Source organism: Komagataeibacter xylinus, from assembly GCF_031081985.1.
Lineage (GTDB): Bacteria > Pseudomonadota > Alphaproteobacteria > Acetobacterales > Acetobacteraceae > Komagataeibacter > Komagataeibacter xylinus_E.
In genome coordinates, this window is record NZ_JARWSK010000006.1 from 132,249 (window position 1) to 150,665 (window position 18,417).

22 protein-coding genes are annotated in these 18,417 nt (G+C 63.5%); 15 read left to right on the forward strand and 7 right to left on the reverse strand.

What is annotated here, in order from left to right; translation table 11 throughout:
- Positions 1–117: 117 nt before the first annotated feature.
- From purC to QEG70_RS12540, 8 genes are all read left to right on the forward strand, one after another.
- Entirely contained in the window at positions 118–882 is a 765-nt protein-coding gene (purC, locus tag QEG70_RS12505; RefSeq protein ID WP_130731683.1) for a phosphoribosylaminoimidazolesuccinocarboxamide synthase, read from the forward strand.
- Complete coding sequence (gene purS, locus QEG70_RS12510; RefSeq protein ID WP_061274203.1) at positions 879–1,121, forward strand: phosphoribosylformylglycinamidine synthase subunit PurS; 243 nt, start codon at positions 879–881, stop codon at positions 1,119–1,121. Before purC ends, purS begins: the two co-directional genes overlap by 4 nt.
- Positions 1,118–1,501 (forward strand): Rap1a/Tai family immunity protein, encoded by a 384-nt coding sequence (locus tag QEG70_RS12515; protein WP_308720973.1) that lies wholly within the window; start codon positions 1,118–1,120, stop codon positions 1,499–1,501. Before purS ends, QEG70_RS12515 begins: the two co-directional genes overlap by 4 nt.
- Positions 1,498–2,202, forward strand: a complete 705-nt coding sequence (gene purQ, locus QEG70_RS12520) for a phosphoribosylformylglycinamidine synthase subunit PurQ (RefSeq protein ID WP_308720974.1) — start codon at positions 1,498–1,500, stop codon at positions 2,200–2,202. The genes QEG70_RS12515 and purQ overlap by 4 nt, the downstream gene beginning before the upstream one ends.
- Entirely contained in the window at positions 2,199–4,409 is a 2,211-nt protein-coding gene (gene purL / locus QEG70_RS12525; protein WP_308720975.1) for a phosphoribosylformylglycinamidine synthase subunit PurL, read from the forward strand. The genes purQ and purL overlap by 4 nt, the downstream gene beginning before the upstream one ends.
- Positions 4,410–4,428: 19 nt before the next feature.
- Entirely contained in the window at positions 4,429–4,662 is a 234-nt protein-coding gene (locus QEG70_RS12530; RefSeq protein WP_061274211.1) for a BolA family protein, read from the forward strand.
- A 42-nt stretch (positions 4,663–4,704) separates the two neighbouring features.
- Complete coding sequence (gene grxD / locus QEG70_RS12535) at positions 4,705–5,040, forward strand: Grx4 family monothiol glutaredoxin (protein WP_308720976.1); 336 nt, start codon at positions 4,705–4,707, stop codon at positions 5,038–5,040.
- A gap of 143 nt (positions 5,041–5,183) precedes the next feature.
- Positions 5,184–5,516: a hypothetical protein gene (locus QEG70_RS12540; protein WP_308720977.1), complete on the forward strand. Its 333-nt coding sequence runs from the start codon at positions 5,184–5,186 to the stop codon at positions 5,514–5,516.
- 99 nt (positions 5,517–5,615) lie between these two features.
- Here QEG70_RS12540 and QEG70_RS12545 read toward each other — a convergent pair whose 3' ends face one another.
- Entirely contained in the window at positions 5,616–6,005 is a 390-nt protein-coding gene (locus QEG70_RS12545; RefSeq protein ID WP_308720978.1) for a YraN family protein, read from the reverse strand.
- A gap of 218 nt (positions 6,006–6,223) precedes the next feature.
- On the opposite strand from QEG70_RS12545, the gene cls reads away from it, so the two are divergent.
- Entirely contained in the window at positions 6,224–7,642 is a 1,419-nt protein-coding gene (gene cls, locus QEG70_RS12550) for a cardiolipin synthase (protein WP_308720979.1), read from the forward strand.
- Here the strand turns inward: cls and QEG70_RS12555 are convergent.
- Entirely contained in the window at positions 7,633–8,346 is a 714-nt protein-coding gene (locus QEG70_RS12555; protein ID WP_308720980.1) for an endonuclease/exonuclease/phosphatase family protein, read from the reverse strand. The genes cls and QEG70_RS12555 overlap by 10 nt on opposite strands.
- Positions 8,343–9,419 carry an AI-2E family transporter gene (locus QEG70_RS12560; protein WP_308720981.1) on the reverse strand — a complete coding sequence of 359 codons (1,077 nt, stop codon included), beginning with the start codon at positions 9,417–9,419 and terminating at the stop codon, positions 8,343–8,345. Before QEG70_RS12560 ends, QEG70_RS12555 begins: the two co-directional genes overlap by 4 nt.
- A 119-nt stretch (positions 9,420–9,538) precedes the next feature.
- Between QEG70_RS12560 and QEG70_RS12565 the strand changes: the two genes are divergently transcribed.
- From QEG70_RS12565 to QEG70_RS12580, 4 genes are all read left to right on the forward strand, one after another.
- Entirely contained in the window at positions 9,539–10,390 is an 852-nt protein-coding gene (locus tag QEG70_RS12565) for a sulfurtransferase (protein WP_308720982.1), read from the forward strand.
- 11 nt (positions 10,391–10,401) lie between these two features.
- Positions 10,402–11,661, forward strand: a complete 1,260-nt coding sequence (metC, locus tag QEG70_RS12570; protein ID WP_308720983.1) for a cystathionine beta-lyase — start codon at positions 10,402–10,404, stop codon at positions 11,659–11,661.
- 133 nt (positions 11,662–11,794) lie between these two features.
- Positions 11,795–12,829 (forward strand): alcohol dehydrogenase AdhP, encoded by a 1,035-nt coding sequence (adhP, locus tag QEG70_RS12575; RefSeq protein ID WP_130731674.1) that lies wholly within the window; start codon positions 11,795–11,797, stop codon positions 12,827–12,829.
- A 102-nt stretch (positions 12,830–12,931) separates the two neighbouring features.
- Positions 12,932–13,228 carry a hypothetical protein gene (locus QEG70_RS12580; protein ID WP_308720984.1) on the forward strand — a complete coding sequence of 99 codons (297 nt, stop codon included), beginning with the start codon at positions 12,932–12,934 and terminating at the stop codon, positions 13,226–13,228.
- A 209-nt stretch (positions 13,229–13,437) separates the two neighbouring features.
- Here QEG70_RS12580 and QEG70_RS12585 read toward each other — a convergent pair whose 3' ends face one another.
- Together QEG70_RS12585 and QEG70_RS12590 are read right to left on the reverse strand one after the other, a co-directional pair.
- Positions 13,438–13,908: a hypothetical protein gene (locus QEG70_RS12585; protein WP_308720985.1), complete on the reverse strand. Its 471-nt coding sequence runs from the start codon at positions 13,906–13,908 to the stop codon at positions 13,438–13,440.
- 109 nt (positions 13,909–14,017) lie between these two features.
- Positions 14,018–14,206 carry a hypothetical protein gene (locus tag QEG70_RS12590; RefSeq protein ID WP_130731669.1) on the reverse strand — a complete coding sequence of 63 codons (189 nt, stop codon included), beginning with the start codon at positions 14,204–14,206 and terminating at the stop codon, positions 14,018–14,020.
- Between the two features lie 199 nt (positions 14,207–14,405).
- On the opposite strand from QEG70_RS12590, the gene QEG70_RS12595 reads away from it, so the two are divergent.
- Positions 14,406–14,714: a hypothetical protein gene (locus QEG70_RS12595; RefSeq protein ID WP_308720986.1), complete on the forward strand. Its 309-nt coding sequence runs from the start codon at positions 14,406–14,408 to the stop codon at positions 14,712–14,714.
- A gap of 18 nt (positions 14,715–14,732) precedes the next feature.
- On the opposite strand, the gene QEG70_RS12600 is transcribed toward QEG70_RS12595, so the two are convergent.
- Positions 14,733–16,061, reverse strand: coding sequence for a DUF6056 family protein (locus QEG70_RS12600; protein WP_308720987.1), 1,329 nt, complete (start codon positions 16,059–16,061; stop codon positions 14,733–14,735).
- A gap of 214 nt (positions 16,062–16,275) precedes the next feature.
- Here QEG70_RS12600 and QEG70_RS12605 point away from each other — a divergent pair, with 214 nt between their 5' ends.
- The gene (locus tag QEG70_RS12605; protein ID WP_408887018.1) at positions 16,276–17,670 is read left to right on the forward strand and encodes a sugar porter family MFS transporter; all 1,395 of its coding nucleotides are present in this window, start codon (positions 16,276–16,278) and stop codon (positions 17,668–17,670) included.
- 50 nt (positions 17,671–17,720) lie between these two features.
- On the opposite strand, the gene trhA is transcribed toward QEG70_RS12605, so the two are convergent.
- Entirely contained in the window at positions 17,721–18,398 is a 678-nt protein-coding gene (trhA, locus tag QEG70_RS12610) for a PAQR family membrane homeostasis protein TrhA (RefSeq protein WP_308720989.1), read from the reverse strand.
- Positions 18,399–18,417 lie beyond the last annotated feature (19 nt).

Below are 18,417 nucleotides of genomic sequence, written 5' to 3' on the forward strand. Positions count from 1 at the left end.
CGCCCGGAACGCTGCTATGGCATGCGAACCATTGGGGATCATGCCGCAAACAGATCCTGCAGATCAGGGGAGGGGCCGCTCCCGGCCCGTCCCCACAGCGTTATGTGAAGGACGAGTATGGGCCGCCGCCGCCAGCTTTACGAAGGAAAAGCCAAGATCCTTTTCGAGGGGCCCGAGCCGGGCACGCTCGTGCAGTATTTCAAGGATGACGCCAGCGCCGGCAACGGCGCGAAAAAAGGCATCATCACCGGCAAGGGGGTGCTGAACAACCGTATCAGCGAGCATCTCATGCTGCGCCTGCACGATATCGGGATTCCCACCCATTTCATCCGCCGCCTCAACATGCGTGAGCAGCTGATCCGCGAAGTCGAGATCATTCCGCTTGAGGTGGTGGTGCGCAACGTGGCGGCGGGTTCGCTGTCCAAGCGGCTGGGCATCCAGGAAGGCACGCGCCTGCCGCGCCCCATCATCGAGTTCTATTACAAGAACGACGCCCTGAACGACCCGATGGTGAGCGAGGAGCACATCACCGCATTCGGCTGGGCCTGCCCGCATGACATGGAAGACATCGTGGCGCTGAGCATGCGCATCAACGACTTCCTGTGCGGCCTGTTCATGGGCATCGGCATCATCCTTGTCGATTTCAAGCTGGAATTCGGCCGCCTGTTCGAGGGCGACAACATGCGCATCGTTCTGGCGGATGAAATCTCGCCCGATAACTGCCGCCTGTGGGATGCCAAGACCAGCGAGAAGCTGGACAAGGACCGTTTCCGCAAGGACATGGGCAAGGTTGAAGAAGCTTATCAGGAAGTTGCGATGCGCCTGGGCATCCTGCCCGAGGCCACGAATTCCGACATGAAGGGACCGGAGGTAATGCAATGAAGGTGCGCGTGACCGTCATGCTGAAGGAAGGCGTGCTCGACCCGCAGGGCAAGGCCGTGGAACATGCGCTGCATGTGCTCGATTTTGGTAATGTGGGCGAGGTGCGCATTGGCCGCGTGATCGAGCTTGAAGTTGACGAGACCGACCGCGAGCGCGCCCGCGCCCAGGCCGATGCCATGGCGCGCGCCCTGCTGGCCAATCTCGTGATCGAGGATTTCACAACGGAGGTCGTTGGATGAAGATCGCCCGCCTTCTTGCCCTTGGCTGCGTCCTAGCCGCGGGCCTGCCCGCAGCCCATGCATCCGCCCAGCGTGTCTCGCGCCTTGATGGCGCGCGGCTCGGCTCGCTGTGCACCAAGCCCGCAGGCACCGGCATCTGCGATGCCTATATCTCCGGCGTTGCGGATTCGGTAACGCTTGCGCACCTGTTCGAGCGCAATGCGGAAAAGGATAGCAAGGACATTCCGGCCTTCTGCATCTCGTCCGCCACGCCGACTGCGGACATGCGCGGCAAGGTCGTAAGCTGGATGAAGGACCACCGCGATGACCTCAGCCGCCCGGCGGGCGAGGTCGTGTTCACCGCGCTGCATGAATCCTATCCCTGCGGCGGCGGCAAATGAAGGCGGCGATTGTAGTTTTTCCCGGTACCAACCGGGAGCGTGACATGGCCATCGCGCTGCGCAGCGTGACCGGGCAGGCCCCGGCCATGGTCTGGCACCGTGATACGGCCCTGCCCGCGGGGCTGGACCTTGTAGTGCTGCCCGGCGGCTTCAGCTATGGCGATTACCTGCGCTGCGGTGCCATGGCGGCGCATGCGCCGATCATGGCGGCCATCCGTGAATTCGCGCTCAAAGGCGGCCATATCCTTGGCGTGTGCAATGGCTTCCAGATCCTGACCGAGGCGCAGCTCCTGCCCGGCGCACTGCTGCGCAACGCGGCGCTGCGCTTTTTGTCGCAGGACTGCTTTTTGCGCGTGGAGCGTAATGACACGCCGTTCACCCGCCACTGGTCCAAGGGCGATGTGTACCGCACCCCCATGGCGCATGGCGATGGCAATTACATTGCCGAGGCCGAGACCATCCGCATGCTCGAAGATACCGGGCGCGTGGCCTTCCGCTACGTGGCGGAGAATGGCCGGCTGGACGCAGGCGACCCGCAGCTCAACCCGAATGGCTCGATGAACGCCATTGCCGGTGTGTTCAGCGAGAACCTGCGCATCTGCGGCATGATGCCCCACCCGGAGGATCTGGTTGATCCGCTGATGGGCGGCGAGGATGGTAAACCCCTGTTTACGGGACTTGTGGAGGCTCTGGTCGGATGAGCGCAAAGGCACAACGCACCGTTGATGAGGCACTGGCGCGCGAATTCGGCCTGACGGCGGAAGAATACGGCAACGTCCTGTCCATCATGGGCCGCACGCCCAGCTTTACGGAGCTGGGCATCTTCTCGGTCATGTGGTCCGAGCACTGCTCGTACAAATCATCCCGCGCCTATCTGAAAACCCTGCCCACCACGGCGCCGTGGGTCATCCATGGTCCCGGCGAGAACGCGGGCGTGGTTGATATCGGGAACGGGCTGGCCGCCATCTTCAAGATGGAGAGCCACAACCACCCCTCCTTCATCGAACCCTATCAGGGTGCGGCGACGGGCGTAGGCGGCATCCTGCGTGATGTGTTCACCATGGGCGCGCGCCCGGTGGCCAACCTCAATGCCCTGCGCTTTGGCGACCCCAACAACCCGCAGACCCGCCGCATCGTTGATGGCGTGGTGCGCGGCGTGGGCGGCTACGGCAACTGCGTGGGTGTTCCGACCGTAGGCGGCGAGATCAACTTCCACCCCGCCTATGATGGCAACCCGCTGGTCAATGCCATGACCGTGGGTGTCGCGCGGCAGGACCGCATCTTCCTCTCGGCGGCTGCTGGCGTTGGCAACCCGGTGATCTATGTCGGCTCCAAGACGGGGCGCGACGGCATTCACGGGGCCACCATGTCGTCCTCGGAGTTTGATGAGGATGCGCTGGCCAAGCGCCCGACCGTGCAGGTGGGCGACCCGTTTGTTGAAAAGCTGCTGATCGAGGCCTGCCTGGAACTGATGGCAACCGACGCCATCGTGGCCATTCAGGACATGGGGGCGGCTGGCCTGACGTCTTCCGCCGTGGAAATGGCGGGCAAGGGCGGCGTTGGCATCGACCTCGACCTCGATCACGTGCCCCAGCGCGAGCGTGGCATGACGGCGTATGAGATGATGCTGTCCGAGAGCCAGGAGCGTATGCTGATCGTGCTGCGCCCCGACCGCACCGAGCAGGCCCGTGCCATCTTTGACAAGTGGGAACTCGACTTTGCCGTCATCGGCCACCTGACTGATACCGGCAATATCGTCATCCGCCACAAGGGCGCGGTCGAGGCCGAGATTCCGCTGGCACCGCTGGCCGATCAGGCCCCGGTCTACCGTCGCCCCACGGCGCCTGCGCAAAAGCCGCAGCCCATGGAGCCGATCATCGACCCCGTGGGCGTGGAGCAGGCGCTGATCCGGCTGATCGGCTGCCCGGACCTCGCCTCGCGCGCGTGGGTTTACAACCAGTATGACAGCACGGTGGGCGGCCAGACGGTGCGCAGGCCGGGCGCGGCGGATGCTGCCATCGTCAAGGTGGAAGATACCGAGATCGGCCTGGCGCTGACCACCGACTGCACGCCGCGCTACTGCCGCGCCAATGCAAAGCTTGGCGGCGCGCAGGCCGTGGCGGAAGCCTGGCGCAACATCACGGCCACGGGTGCCCGCCCGCTGGCAGTGACCGACAACCTCAACTTCGGCTCGCCTGAAAAGCCGGAGGTGATGGGCCAGTTCGTCGATGCCATCGCCGGCATGGGCGAGGCGTGCCGCGCGCTCGACTTCCCGGTCGTGAGCGGCAATGTCTCGCTGTATAACGAGACGCGGGCGCCTGATGGCACATCACAGTCCATCCTGCCCACGCCTGCCATTGGCGGGCTTGGCGTGCTGGAGAACGTGCGCCAGGCGGTCGGGCTGGAAATGCCTGATGGCTGCGACGTGATGCTGCTTGGCGAGACGAAGGGCCAGCTTGGCCAGTCGATCTGGCTGCGCGAGATCCTTGGCGCGCAGGATGGCGAGCCGCCTGAACTCGACCTTGCTGCCGAACGGCGCAATGGCGATTTCGTGCGCGGGCTGATCCTTGATGGCACCGTCATCGCCTGCCATGACGTGGCCGATGGCGGCGTGCTCGTAGCCGTGACCGAGATGGTCATGGCAGGGCAGGCGGGCTGCGTGCTCGACGCCCCGCAATCGGGCATGCGGCCCGAGGCCTTCTGGTTCGGCGAGGACCAGTCGCGTTATGTCGTGGCGGTGCGTGACGGGCAGGCCCTTGCCACCCTTGCGGCACAGGCAGGGGTGCCATGCCGCAGGCTGGGCCGTTCGGGCGGCGAGGGTTTGACATTGCCCAGCGGGTCCACAATATCCAAGGCGCGTCTGCTCGCGGTGCATTCCGAATTCTTTCCGCGACTGATGGACCGATAGGGCAGGAGTTTTAAGCCACATGGCAATGACGGCACAGGAAATCGAGACCTACATCCGCGAGGCCCTGCCTGATGCAAAGATCACGATCGATGATCTGGCAGGCGATGGCGACCATTATGCCTGCCGCGTGGTGAGCGAGGCCTTTCGCGGCCTGCCCCGCGTGCGGCAGCACCAGATGGTCTATAATGCGTTGCAGGGGCACATGGGCGGCAAGCTGCATGCGCTGGCACTCCAGACCCAGACGCCCGACTGACCCAAAAACGGTATCCTTACCCCCAGAGCAGGAAACAAGATTATGGCCGAAACAATCGCACAGCGCATTCAGGCGCAGATCGATGCCAACCCCGTCATGCTGTACATGAAGGGTGATGCCAACTTCCCGCAGTGCGGCTTCTCCGCGCGCGTGGTGCAGGTGCTCAAGCACCTTGGCGTGCCGTTCAAGACCGAGAACGTGCTGGCCGACCCCGAGCTGCGCCAGGGCATCAAGGACTTCTCGAACTGGCCCACCGTGCCGCAGCTTTATATCAAGGGCGAGTTCATTGGCGGCTGCGATATCGTGACCGAGATGTACCAGACCGGCGAGCTTGAAAAGCTCCTGACCGAGAAGGGCATTGCCACCGCCGCTGCATGATCCATGCAGCCCGAGGGCAGTCGAAACGGGCGGGCGGAGCAGAAATGTTCCGCCCGTTTTATATTTGGGACATAACATCCCTTGCGTCATGCCATGGCTTTCGCCTAACTTTCCCCTGCATTTGAAAAAAACAAGGGGGCCTGATGCGCTATACTGACTTGCGTTCTGCTACAATGCTGCTGCTTGGCGCAGGTCTGATTGGAAGCATCGCCACCCCCGCCCATGCCCGCACCCATGCGGTAACCGAGATCGAGGCCGACCGGCTCACGCTTGGTGCGCTGACGGCGGCCCCGCCGCCGGTGCGGCATGTGGCCTATCATCCGGCAGCGGGCAAGAGCCATGCGTCCGTCGTGCTCGCCGCGCATCATGGCACCACTGCCCAGACGCAGCATACGATGGTGCATGCCATCGTCTATCATCCGCATGGCAGCGTAACCCACCATATCCACCCGGCGCCGATCCGCCATCGCACCTGAGGGCCTGCTTGAAAACGGGCTTTTGCAGAAATGATCAAAGTATCCGGGCGTCGCCTTTTTTAAAGGCGGCGTTTTTTATTGTGATGGGCCTGGCCGGGCTCAGTACTGCCTGAAGGCGTCCGGTATCCATTCAATGACATTGCCCGGCAGCACCGCGCAGACATCAAGGCGCATGCTGTCATAGGTCCAGTGCGGATTGGCGGCGCAGAGTGCCTGGGCTGCATTCATGATGCGCGTGACCTGCGCAGGCCGGATCGATTCGCCTGCTGCGCGCAGGGAAGGGCGGGCCTTGACCTCGATAAAGGCCAGGCAGCCCGCGCGCAGGGCCACGATGTCAATTTCCCCCCACTGCGTGCGGGCACGGTGCAGCAGCACCTGCCACCCCTTCGCCCGCAGGTCGGCCATGGCGGCCTGTTCGGCGGCCAGGCCATCGGCAAAGGCGCGCCTGCCACGGCGCTGGCGGTGAAGGGCAGGCGGGCGTGCTGTCATGCCCGGTTTTTACAGGTTTTTCCAAACGCCCGTCCAGCATGCATCCGGCTACAGGCATCAAGGCCTGCCGCTTTTTTGACAAAAGGCGACAGACGGAAACATGAATATTTTTTATCAACGGGTTGTATGCAAACGATGCGTGCCCCACAGCGTCGTGGGTGTGTAAAACCCGGTGGGTAGGCTAAGAGCATGGGCAGGCCGGAGCAGGATGATGTGACATGATCTTTTATTCCCTGACCATATGGGACCTGGCCCTGCTTGTGCTGCGGCTGTGCTTTGTCGTGCCGGTCGTGATTCACGTGCTGCTGACCAAGCGCGATGTCGGGGCCTCGATTGGCTGGATTGGCGTGACCGTGCTCATGCCGCTGACCGGCGGCATCCTCTATCTCATGTTCGGCATCAACCGCGTGCACCGGCGCGCCCGGCGCATGGCGGGGCAGCATCCGTGGCGCAGCCGCACCATGTCCTCGCAGTGGCGGTGCGACGAAAAGGGGGCGTTCGCCCCGCTCGGCTCCATGGTGGGCAAGCTGACCGGCCGCCCGCTGCTTGGCGGCAACACCATCGAGCCGATGCATGATGGCGATACGGTCTATCCGCGCATGCTGGCCGCCATCAATGCAGCCGAGCGCAGCGTGCTGCTGTGCTCCTATATCTTCCGCGCCGACAGCATTGGCCGCCAGTTCTGTGATGCGCTGATTGCAGCCCACGGGCGTGGCGTGCATGTGCGGGTGCTGGTCGATGGCGTGGGGTCGGGTTATTTCAATTGCGGGGTGGCCCGCATCCTGCGCCGCGCCGGTGTGCCGGTGGGGCAGTTCATGCATTCCATGCTGCCGTGGCGCATGCCGTTCATCAACATGCGTGACCACAAGAAGATTCTGGTCGTCGATGGGCTGACCGGCTTCATGGGCGGGCTGAACATCGGCGAGGAAAACATCGCTGCCTCCCATCCCACACATCCGGTATCCGACACGCATTTCCAGATCAAAGGTCCGGTCGTGCACCAGTTGAGCGAGGCCTTCGCGCGGGACTGGGCCTTTACCATGGGCGAGGAACTGACGGCGGACATCTTCTTCCCCCCCCAGGCAAGCTGTGGCGAAACGCCCGGCCGCATCGTGACCGCCGGGCCGGACATGGATCTGGAAAAGATCGAGTACACCATGCTCCAGGCCTTCACCATGGCGCGGCACAGCATCAGGCTCATGACGCCGTATTTCCTGCCAGATGACCGGTTCCTCACCGAACTGGAACTGGCCTCGCTGCGCGGCATCGAGGTGGATATCGTGGTGCCCGCGCACAGCAACCACACCCTGCTGGACTGGGCGCGGGCGGCCAACCTGCCGCGCTTTCTGGATTCAGGGTGCCGGATATGGATGGCGCGGCCGCCCTTCAACCATTCCAAGCTCATGGTGGTGGACCGGCACTGGTCGTTCGTGGGCAGTTCCAACCTCGACGTGCGCAGCCTGCGCCTGAACTTCGAGATCAACCTCGAAACCTATGACGCCGCGCTGGCAGGCTCCCTTGATGCGTTCATCGCCAGCCACCGCCACATCAGGCTCACGCACCATGACCTTGACCGCCGCCCCTTCGTGCGCAAGCTGCGCGACGCGGCGGCCCGCCTCATGCTGCCCTACCTGTAGGCGCGGCTGCCAGAGGGGCGCAGCGTGACCGATATGGGGCGGTGGTCGGAGGTATAGTTCTCGATCACATGCCGCTCGGTGCAGGTCAGGCCGCGCACCAGGCAGCGGTCGAGGCGTATGGGCAGCATGTCGGCCATGCGGTGGGTGGGCGCGCGTGGCCCCACATCCTGAAAATGGCGGATCAGCGCCGGGCCAACCTGGTTGAAATCCCCCAATATGGCGGCCTGGTGCGGCAAAAGCTGCACCACGCGGCGCAACTGGCGGCGGTTGAGCAGCTGCCCGTGCGAAAGATGCACGTTGGCCACGACGAGCGACCGGCACTCGATCACCTGCGCCACCCGGCGGATGAGCGTGCCCGCGGGCAGGGTGCAGGTCAGCGGCTGGCGGCGATAGGGCCACGGGCTCCAGCAGGCCAGCCCGTGAATGCGGCCGGGCAGGGGCGAGCGCGCGTAGTGGCCGCCAATCAGGGTGGGCAGGGTGTCGATCTCCACCGTGGCCTCCTGCATGAGCAGAAGGTCCGGGCGCTCGGCATGGATCAGGTTGATGACGTCGCGTACCGTGGCGCCAATGCGGCGCAGCAGGTTCCAGCTGATGATCTTGACCCCATCGCCCTCACGCGCGGGCGGGGTCAGGTCCAGTCGGGGCGGCGTGCCGTGGCGTGGCTGGACGGAAGGCAGGCGGAGATAGGGGCGGGCAAGGGTCATGGTTCGATAAACGGCTCGCGGATGTCATCAGGAACGGGATTGCGGCTGCGGGCACCCCCCGCCGCGAATTCGGCCGTGAGCGTATAGCCCACGCCAATCAGCACGGGACCAAGGAAAATGCCCAGGCCCCCGAAGGTCAGCACGCCGCCGAGCACGCCAAGCACCGTCAGCAGGTAGGGCATCTGCGCGCCGCGGGCAATGAACATGGGGCGGATGATGTGGTCGGCGCCCGATACGATGATGGTGCCATACAGCAGCAGGAAAATGCCCCAGCCGGGATGGTGGGTGATGAGCAGGAACACCGAAGCCGGGATCCAGATCAGCGGCGCGCCGATGGGCAGAACGGCTACGAAGGCGGTGACCGCGCCAAGCAGAACCGGGCTGGAAATGCCCGCGATGGCAAACCCGATTCCGGTCAGGATGCCCTGGATGATGGCCGTACCCAGAATGCCGTAAACCGTGCCGCGTATGGTGCGGCCCACGATGCCCAGTATCCGGTCGGCATACACGCCTGCGATGCGCCTGACCACGGCTACGAACGTGTTGCCCAGCGCGTCGCCGCCCAGCCAGAAGAAAAAGGAGATGAACAGCGCCATGGCCAGGTGCGCCAGCCCGCTGGCAAGCTGCATCATGGCGCTGAGCACGGACTGCCCGATGCGCCCGGCATAGGGGCGCACGACCTGATCTATGCTGCCGACATCGGCCGACCATTTCTGCCATTTTTCAACAATTTCCGGGCCGAAATGCGGGATATGGGCAATACGCGCGGGTAGTGGCGGCAGGTGCAGCGCGCCAACGGCGTTGACCATGTACTGCAAGGTTGCGGGCACATCGGCAATGCTGCTCGACACCACGATGGCCAGCGGCACCACCAGCACCAGCGCGCACAGCAGCGTCATGACCAGGGCTGCGGGCAGCAGCGACATGCGCGCGCGCAGCCGCATGAACACCGGCCAGGTGGAAAAGGTCAGGATCGCGGCCCAGAGCAGGGCGGTAAGGAACGGATAGAGGATGAGAACGCAGCCAAATGCGATCCCCCCCAGCATCAACCCCATCATGATACGTTCGACCATATCGGTGGCCTATCCCCTCCTGCCATGAAACGAAAGACAAATGTTCAGGACTTCCGCTCCTGTCGTGTATGCTGCACCTTATTGCCGAACACGCAATTCCTTGAAGACCGGGAGAAGGTATGCATCCGCTGATCTCAGCCAGTGATCTGGCACAGGCCATCCACAATGGTGGTGATATTCTTGTGCTCGATGCCTCCATGGCGCTGCCGGGGCAGGCCTTCGATCCGCAGCAACGTTTTGCCAACGCACATATAGCCGGTGCGGTGCGCTTTGATATCGATACTTTTTCCGACCCGGATTCTCCCCTGCCGCATACCATTCCCGGCCAGGCCCGTTTCAGCCGCCTCGCCACCGAGCGTGGCATGGCCAACACGAAGCGCATCGTATTCTATGATCAGGACGGCATGGCGTGTGCCGCGCGCGCGTGGTGGCTGACGCGCCTGTTCGGCCATGAAAGCGTGCAGGTGCTCGAAGGTGGCCTGCCCGCATGGAAAAGCGCAGGCCTGCCGCTGGAAAGCGGGCCGGACCTGACCACGCCAGCCCCCTTTGTCAGCCGCCCGCATTATGACCGGCTGCACGGCACGGGTGACGTGCTCGACATCGTGCATGGGCGCATGCACGGCCTGATCCTTGATGCCCGCAGCCGTGGCCGCTTTGAAGGGCGCGATCCCGAGCCGCGCGCGGGCATTGAATCGGGCCACATGCCCGGCGCGCGCAGCCTGCCTTATGGCGAACTGCTCGATGATAACGGCCGTTTTTTGCCCGTTGAGGCGCTGAAGGCAAAATTCGAGACGCTGGGCGTGACTGACACCACCACCGTTACCTGTTCATGCGGCAGCGGCATGACCGCATGCATGATCGCGCTGGCGCTGGTCTGCGCGCAGGCCGGGGCGGGCGAGCCCGTGGTGTATGATGGCTCATGGGCGGAATGGGCTTCGACGCCGGATGCGCCCATCGTGTGCGGCGCATAAGGACGGCCAATATGATTGATCCGATGGCCCCGGTGCCTCCAGACCAGCTTGAAAGCGTGGTGCGTGGTTGGCGCGCGCTTTCCCCCCGCTTGGTATCCCTTGGCCGTGACAGGCCGGAGGGGACGAAGGGAATATTCGTCAACCCGCCAGCCACGCGCGGCTCCACCGTGCTGTTCTCCAGCGTCGGGGCGATGGAGCAGGCAGGGCACGGCCGCTATGGCGATGAACTGATCTATGGCGCCATGGGCACGCCGATTGGCCACCGGCTGGAGCAGGCGATCGCCACGATCGAAGGTGGCACGCACGCGCAGCTTGCACCTTCGGGGCTGGCGGCATGTGCGTTACCGTTCCTGGCCTATGCAAAAGCAGGCGAGCACTGCCTGCTGGCTGATTCCGTCTATGGCCCGACCCGCCGCTTTGCCGAGAAGGTGCTGCGTCGCTTTGGCGTGGAGATCACCTATTTCCCCCCCGGCGCGACCGAGGGCGAACTGCGCGCCCTGATCCAGCCCAATACCCGCATCATCTTTGCCGAAAGCCCCGGCAGCCACTCGTTCGAGGTGCTGGACGTGCCAATGCTGGGCCGCCTTGCAGCCCAGACCGGCGCGCGCCTGATCGTGGACAATACATGGGGCATCGGCCTGTTCAGCCCGTTTGCTCACGGGGCGCATGTGTCGGTGCAGGCGTTGAGCAAATACCCGTCCGGGCATTCCGACCTCATTCTTGGTGCGGTGACGGTGGCAAGCGAGGCTGACTGGCGCCCCCTGCGTGATGCCGCCATTCAGGCAGGCCAGGTGGCTGGCCCCGATGACTGCGCGCTGACCCTGCGCGGCCTGCGCACCATGGGCGTGCGCCAGATGCAGCAGGCCGCAACCGCGCTGGCCGTGGCGCTGTGGCTTGAAAGCAGGCCGGAGGTGGCACGCGTGCTGCACCCGGCGCTGCCATCGTGCCCCGGCCATGAATACTGGAAGCGCGATTTCACCGGCGCGTCCTCGCTGTTTGGCGTGGTGTTTGATGCCGCTTTCACCCTGGATGACATGGTGGCGATGATCGACGGGCTTTCCCTGTTCGGCATCGGGGCCTCATGGGGGGGATATGAAAGCCTGATCCTGCCCACCACGGGCGGGATTTCGCGGCAGTGCCCGTCGGTCACGCAGGCCGGGCCAACGTGCCGTTTGCATATCGGGCTGGAAGAGGGGGCGGCCCTGGTGGCTGATCTGGCCCGTGGGCTTGATGGCATGTCTGCTGCCCGCCACCGGCACGGGCCAGCCTGATGCAGATCAAGGCTGATCTGCTGCCGTGGTGAAAGAGTCATGCCCCGGATGTCGCCTTCGCCGCCCTGACCGGGCGGGCAGGCGGCAAGGTGCAATACCGGCCCGCTCAGGGCAGTAAAACTGAAGGTGCAAGATGGTTGGCAAGATGAAGGCGGCAGTCGTGCGGGAATTCGGCAAGCCGCTGACGATCGAGGAACTCGATATTCCGCAGATCAACGCAAACCAGATTCTGGTCAAGGTCGATGCCTGCGGCGTCTGCCACACCGATCTGCACGCCGCCCGCGGCGACTGGCCCACCAAGCCCAACCCCCCGTTCATTCCCGGTCATGAGGGGATTGGCCACGTGGTCGAGGTGGGCAGCAACGTCAACTGGATCAAAACCGGCGACGTGGTGGGCGTGCCGTGGCTGTATTCGGCCTGCGGACATTGCGAGCACTGCCTGGGCGGGTGGGAGACGCTGTGCGAAAAGCAGGAGGATACCGGCTATTCGGTCAATGGCTGCTTTGCCGAATATGTGGTCGCCGACCCCAATTACGTGGCCCACCTGCCCAAGGACATCGACCCGATCAAGACCGCCCCGGTGCTGTGCGCGGGGCTGACCGTGTACAAGGGCCTGAAGATGACCGATACGCGGGCAGGGGAATGGGTGGCCATTTCCGGCGCGGGCGGTCTGGGGCAGATGGCCATCCAGTATGCTGTGGCCATGGGTCTGAACGTGGCCGCCGTTGACATCAGCGATGAAAAACTGGCCGAGGCCCGCAAACTGGGCGCGCGCGTAACCGTCAATGCGCTCAAGGAAGACCCGGTCGCCACCATCCGCGCGCAGACGGGCGGCACCCACGGCGTGCTGGTCACGGCAGTGTCGGACAAGGCCTTCAGCCAGGCCGTGGGCTATGCGCGGCGTGGCGGCACGGTGGTGCTCAATGGCCTGCCGCCGGGCGACTTCCCGCTGTCCATCTTTGACATGGTCATGAACGGCACCACGGTGCGCGGCTCGATCGTGGGCACGCGGCTCGACATGATCGAGGCGATGTCCTTCTTCACCGATGGCAAGGTGACCACCGTGGTCAGCCCCGACCGGCTGGAAAACATCAACACCATTTTCGATAACCTCGAACATGGCCGGGTGGCCGGACGCGTGGTGCTTGACTTCCGTAACGGGGCGTAAGGCAACCCGGACCGTTTTTGGGCGTTTGGGTCAATGACAGGGCAGGGTGCCCCCTGCGGGTGCCCTGCCGCAACAGCCAACGGACGGACAGGTAAGGATATCATGAAAAAGACAGTGATTGCGGCAGTGCTGTGTGCAACCGGCCTGAACGTGGCGACGCTTGCGCCAGCACTGGCTGATTCGTGCGATGGCGTGACCGACCATGCCGAATGCGAAGTGCGGCTCAAGGCGCACGAGACCAAGGAAGGCACGCGCCACACCGCGCACAAGGCCCACAAAAAGGCCGAGGAAGGCACCGATAGCGCCAAGGATTGGGGCGACCGCACCGGCAAGAAGCTCGATAACTGGGGGCATGACACCAAGGGTGACATGAGCCAGTTCTTTACGGGGCACCGTTAAGGCGCTTGTTAAAAACAACGCATTGATGAAAATTGATGGATGCCGCCTTTTTTTAAGGCGGCATTTTTTATGACCAAATTTTGGAAAAGTCAGTTCAGGCAATATCAAGAAATCATAAGGAATTTTTTGGAGCAGATTTTTTCAAAAAAGCGGCACCCAGAAATTTTGTTATTTTTAAACATGTCATTACATGCCAGATTGACCAGCTATTACGCGCCAAAGCGTTGCGTAAACACCTTGCCATTAAAACTATGCGTGCAGCAGGCGCAGGTGGGTTTCAGGCTGTCCTCGTCCAGAGCCGGATCAACAAGGGACAGGATGCCATCCTCATCTACAAAAAGACCACTGAAATAAGAGTTCTCATAGGCCACGAAATAGGCGCGCCTGTCCGCAGCACAGGTTGCGACCATCCAGGATATTGGCTCGACGTCGTCCAGCCGTGCACAGGCTTCCCTGAATACATCATCCCATTTCTGCCCCACGCGCGATAATAAAAACCGGAACAGCGGCGTATAATCGCGCCCATGTCGCTGCCCACCATGCATGGATGCCTGCAGGGACGGGTTGTTCAGGGCTTTCTTTGCATGGCGCTCCCAGCGGAATTTTTTGCCAGAACCATGCGTTACGCCATGCGTCTTGGTATTGACCTTTCTGTAGAGCGGTTTGGGTGTTCCGCGCATCTGCCCCTCAATGACTGCACGCTGCGCCAGGCATGGGTGCCGTCAGCGCATATGAAAAAAGGGGAGGCGTTGCGCACGTCTCCCCCTGCATGTCTGGTTTTGGCAGCAATCAGGAATGGTGGTGATCAGCCGCCTCATGCTCGCGCCAGCCGCTTTCAATGGCGTGCAGGAAGGTCTTGAAGTGCTTCTTCACCTCATCGGGCGAGGCCTTTTCCATCACGTCCTTCTTGGCGGCCGTAAGGGTGGCAGCGGCGTGGATCAGGGCTGCGTGGATGATGTCAGACGGTTCTTTGCTCATGGAATTCTCTCCGTTACGTGATGCGTCACGATGGAATAGGACCTCCGCGCTGGCAACCATGCGCCCTGCATGACTGCCGTTCCCTTCCTGGCCCTTGATTTGGCACATGGCCATCACAGGGTCCGTATCGTCTGTGGCGGGGAACTTCACGCCCATGCTCCCGTTGCTTTGAACAGACACAGACCAGATGGGATATCCGATGTTTTCAAGGCTTACCGCACTCGCCCTCGCCACCACGGCAGTAATCGCCCTGCCGGTTGTAGCCCATGCCGAGCCGGGTGGCTGCGTCAAGGGCGCCGTGGCTGGCGGGGTGGCTGGACATTTTGTTGGCAGTGGTCATGGCAAGGGCGGTGCCGCGGCAGGCTGTGCCGCAGGCATGGTGCGCAGGCATAATGCCCGCAAGGCCGAGCGGGAAGGGGCGGCCCAGCAGAACCAGCAGCCCGAGGGCGGCCAGCCCGGTGGCAATGGCGCACCACCCCCGCCGCCTACCAATGGCAGCAGCGAATAAGGCCAGCGCCGCCCGCCGTCAGGGTACCGCCCTGACGGAGGACGCCCCCATCGCCCACGCGTAACACATGGTCAACTGGTTGCGCGGGTCGGGGTTGATGCCAACGAAAATGATGTCCTTGTGCACATAAAGCAGCTTGTGCCGTGGCCCCATGGTCACCTTGTGCAGCACGACCGGCTGGTCACGTGCCACCTGCGCGCGCGTGCTCACTGCCCAGTCATGGCTGATGCGGGCAAGCAGTGTGAGGTCGGGGATGACAATGGCCAGATGCGTGACCGCAAGCCCCGCGCAGCCAGCTGCCATGACCTTGCTGAAAACGGCGCCCACCGGGCATGAAAACAGCAGGCAGGCCAGATAGCACACCAGAAACACGCTGGCGGGGTACGATACGCGGGCAGCCAGCGCCGCGCGGGGGAAGATGAGCAGCAGCAGCATGTAGGCCAGCGCAAGGGCAGCAAACACCCAGCCCCGCCCGCAGCGCAGGCAGGCGGGAAAACGCAGTTGCCGCCTGCCCAGAAACAGGCCCACGCCAATCAGCAGCACGAAGGGCACCCAGAACGGGTCGAACAGGCTGCCCAGATTGCCAATCAGCGCATCAAACCGGTCGAGTGGCGCGCTTGGTGTCATCAGCCGTTCGCGCACGTAGTTGCCGGGAGCGATGCCCAGCGTGAACGTGCCCAGCGCGTGGCTTGCCGCCAGCGCCCAGGGCACCGGGCGGCTGTTTTTCCACGCCCATGCGACCCATCCCAGCAGGATGATCGTCATCAGCAGCGAAATCGATTCCATGGCCGTGGCGATCAGGAACACCACCGTGTACTGCGCCACGTTCATGCGCGTGCGCCCCGCCAGTAACCGCGAGAGAATCCACATCTCGCCCGTAACAGCCCACAGGTAGCCAATGGCGCCAGTTTTCCATAAGGCGACCTCGGCTATGGTGCGAGGCAGCCACCACAACATCAGAAAAACCAGCAGGCACTGCATAAAGCCGGTGCGCGCCGAAGGGGCAGGCTCATGCCCCGCCTCGCGCCAGCACATATGCACCACCACATGCACCAGGAACACGAACACGCCCGCATTCACTACCGCAAACGCGGCCAGCGAGCCGTAATGATGCAGGTCGAGGATGAAAAAGGTGACAAGGGTGATGAACCACCGCCCGGTCCAGAAAAAATAGTTGCCCCATACAATATGGAAGATCATGCGCGGGCTGAACGGGATGGTGCGGCAGTAATCATCAGCCCAGAGCGGCGTGACCCAGTTGGCCCACAGCAGGAACACGAAGCACAGGCCAAGGGCCAGTTTCTCGCCAGGCAGGAAGCGGGGGGCGGCATGGGCTGGCACGGTCATGGGCAGGGTCTTTTTTGCGGTGTGGGGCCTGCGTGCGTAACACGGCGCGGCGCATACGTGAAAATGATGGCCCATAATGCGCTTCGGGGCGGGGTTGTGTCATGGATAAAGGCCTGAGGCATAGCCTATGAAGGGAGAGTGAGCGGCGCGCTCGATCCGGATGGCGCCGCAGCGCAGGGGATCAAGTCACGTGTCACAGCCCGTATCTTCGCCCATCGCCACGCCATGCCCGCCTCAGGCTTCGCCGCCGGGCGCCACGGGGGTGCGCGCGGCGCTGACCACCGCCATGGCGGGTCTGCTCGTAGGGCTTGATACCGGGCTGATTGCCGAGGCGCTTGGCTTTATAGGCCACGATTTTCACGCCAGCGCCCGCGCGCAGGAATGGATCGTGTCAATGCTGATGATCGGCGCGCTGCTCGGCTCGCTCGGGGCAGGGGTGTTCTCGCGCCGCTTTGGCCGCAGGCTGGCGCTGGGCACGGCGACTGTGCTGATCGGGGCAGGCGCGCTGCTTTGCGCAACGGCCGGGCTGATCGGGCAGATCCTGCTCGGGCGCTTCCTGATCGGGGTGGCGATTGGCATCTGCACCTTTACCGCGCCGCTCTACATATCGGAACTGACCACAGGCAAGATGCGCGGCACCATGGTCTCCACCTTTTCCATGCTCCAGTCCTGCGGCATCCTTCTGGGCTATCTGGCGGGCGGCCTGCTTGCGGGCGGCGGGCACTGGCGGCTGATGGTGGGGCTGCCGGTGGTGCCAGCCCTGGCGCTGTTCGCCGCGTGCGCGGTGCTGCCTTCCAGCCCGTCGTGGCTTGCGGCGCGCGGGCGCTTTGAGGAGGCGCGCAAGGTGCTGCGCGACCTGCGGGGTGATGAAGCCGAGGCCGACCGCGAACTTGACTGCATCCGCCAAGAACTCGGCGCGGGCCGCGCCGTGAGCGGCTTTGCCCTGTTGCGGACCAGACCCTATTTCCGCCGCTCGGTGGCGCTGGGCATAGGGTTGCAGATCATGCAGCAGCTCACCGGCATCAATGTGGTGATGTATTACGCCCCCAAGATTCTGGAAGGCGCGCATTTTGGCACCACCGCCGCCGCATGGGCCACGGTGCTGGTCGGGCTGGTCAATGCCGTGGTGGGCATCGCGGCCATCTATCTGGTCTCGCGCTGGGGGCGCAGGCCGCTGCTGGTTTCAAGCTGCGTCATCATGGCCTGTGCACTGGGCTGCGCAGCCATGATCGAGGGGATGCACCTGCAGGGGCTGGGCGCCACGTTGAGCCTGGTGGCGGCGCTTCTGGCCTTTGTGGCGGGCTTTGGCATGGGGGCGGGGCCGCTGGTGTGGACCCTGTGCTCCGAAATCCAGCCCATAGCAGGGCGTGACTTTGGCGTGGCGTGCTCCACGCTGGCCAACTGGGGCATGGACTGGGCGGTGAGCAACACCTTCCTCACCATTGTCGCGGCAATGGGGGCGGGATGGACCTTTGCCGGGTTCAGCGTGATGAATATCGGTTTCGTGCTGTTTACCGTGCTGCTGGTGCCCGAGACGCGCGATGTGCCGCTGGAGGTGATTGAGCAGCACCTTGAGGCTGGCCTGCCGCTCCGCCGCATCGGGCGCTAGGGCAGATCCAGTTTGAATGGACACGTTCGAACTGGTGAAGTGGAATTGCGCTAGAACCCGCGCACCGGCCCATGGCTGTAATGCAGCAGCATGCAGCCCACCGCCGCCATGTGGGTGCCTGCGCCAAGCACCACCATCACGTGCCATAGCGCGTTGGAAAACGGCATGTTCTCGCGCATGTAGAACACGACCCCGATGCTGAAGAAGAACAGCCCGAGCACGATGAGGAAAAAGGTCGGGCTGGGCAGCATCCAGACCTGCGGGTCGGGACACAGGAAGAAAACCCATGCCACGCACAGGTAAGGCACTACATGAAACCGGCGTGACCAGGTGAAGAAACACATCTTGGCCACGATGCCTGCTGCCGCCATGGCCCACAGCACCCCGCAGAACCACAGGCTGGCGCGCCCCTGCCCTCCGAGCACGATGAAGGGTGTGTAGGTCGCGGCGATGGCTACGAAGATGATGGACTGGTCAATGCGCTGCAACCCGCCCTTGAGGCGGCATGGCGGGCAGAAATTATAGGCCGCCGATGACAGGCAGGTGCCCAGTATGCCGCCGCAGTACAGCATGGTCACACCCGCTGCGAGGCCCGAATGCGCCAGCATGGCCGTGCGCAGCAGCCACACGACGCCATAGCCAAGCCCCACGACACCGATGATATGGACCGCAAGGTCGGCCGCCCGTTCGGCCACGGAATAGATGGGGAAGCGCGTGCGGGTGCTCATGCGGCGCAAATTACTCCTT

Coding starts and splice junctions, on each gene's coding strand:
- purC (WP_130731683.1), top strand. CDS start 118: ATGGGCCGCCGCCGCCAGCTTTACGAAGGAAAAGCCAAGATCCTTTTC.
- purS (WP_061274203.1), top strand. CDS start 879: ATGAAGGTGCGCGTGACCGTCATGCTGAAGGAAGGCGTGCTCGACCCG.
- QEG70_RS12515 (WP_308720973.1), top strand. CDS start 1,118: ATGAAGATCGCCCGCCTTCTTGCCCTTGGCTGCGTCCTAGCCGCGGGC.
- purQ (WP_308720974.1), top strand. CDS start 1,498: ATGAAGGCGGCGATTGTAGTTTTTCCCGGTACCAACCGGGAGCGTGAC.
- purL (WP_308720975.1), top strand. CDS start 2,199: ATGAGCGCAAAGGCACAACGCACCGTTGATGAGGCACTGGCGCGCGAA.
- QEG70_RS12530 (WP_061274211.1), top strand. CDS start 4,429: ATGGCAATGACGGCACAGGAAATCGAGACCTACATCCGCGAGGCCCTG.
- grxD (WP_308720976.1), top strand. CDS start 4,705: ATGGCCGAAACAATCGCACAGCGCATTCAGGCGCAGATCGATGCCAAC.
- QEG70_RS12540 (WP_308720977.1), top strand. CDS start 5,184: ATGCGCTATACTGACTTGCGTTCTGCTACAATGCTGCTGCTTGGCGCA.
- QEG70_RS12545 (WP_308720978.1), bottom strand. CDS start 6,005: ATGACAGCACGCCCGCCTGCCCTTCACCGCCAGCGCCGTGGCAGGCGC.
- cls (WP_308720979.1), top strand. CDS start 6,224: ATGATCTTTTATTCCCTGACCATATGGGACCTGGCCCTGCTTGTGCTG.
- QEG70_RS12555 (WP_308720980.1), bottom strand. CDS start 8,346: ATGACCCTTGCCCGCCCCTATCTCCGCCTGCCTTCCGTCCAGCCACGC.
- QEG70_RS12560 (WP_308720981.1), bottom strand. CDS start 9,419: ATGGTCGAACGTATCATGATGGGGTTGATGCTGGGGGGGATCGCATTT.
- QEG70_RS12565 (WP_308720982.1), top strand. CDS start 9,539: ATGCATCCGCTGATCTCAGCCAGTGATCTGGCACAGGCCATCCACAAT.
- metC (WP_308720983.1), top strand. CDS start 10,402: ATGATTGATCCGATGGCCCCGGTGCCTCCAGACCAGCTTGAAAGCGTG.
- adhP (WP_130731674.1), top strand. CDS start 11,795: ATGGTTGGCAAGATGAAGGCGGCAGTCGTGCGGGAATTCGGCAAGCCG.
- QEG70_RS12580 (WP_308720984.1), top strand. CDS start 12,932: ATGAAAAAGACAGTGATTGCGGCAGTGCTGTGTGCAACCGGCCTGAAC.
- QEG70_RS12585 (WP_308720985.1), bottom strand. CDS start 13,908: ATGCGCGGAACACCCAAACCGCTCTACAGAAAGGTCAATACCAAGACG.
- QEG70_RS12590 (WP_130731669.1), bottom strand. CDS start 14,206: ATGAGCAAAGAACCGTCTGACATCATCCACGCAGCCCTGATCCACGCC.
- QEG70_RS12595 (WP_308720986.1), top strand. CDS start 14,406: ATGTTTTCAAGGCTTACCGCACTCGCCCTCGCCACCACGGCAGTAATC.
- QEG70_RS12600 (WP_308720987.1), bottom strand. CDS start 16,061: ATGACCGTGCCAGCCCATGCCGCCCCCCGCTTCCTGCCTGGCGAGAAA.
- trhA (WP_308720989.1), bottom strand. CDS start 18,398: ATGAGCACCCGCACGCGCTTCCCCATCTATTCCGTGGCCGAACGGGCG.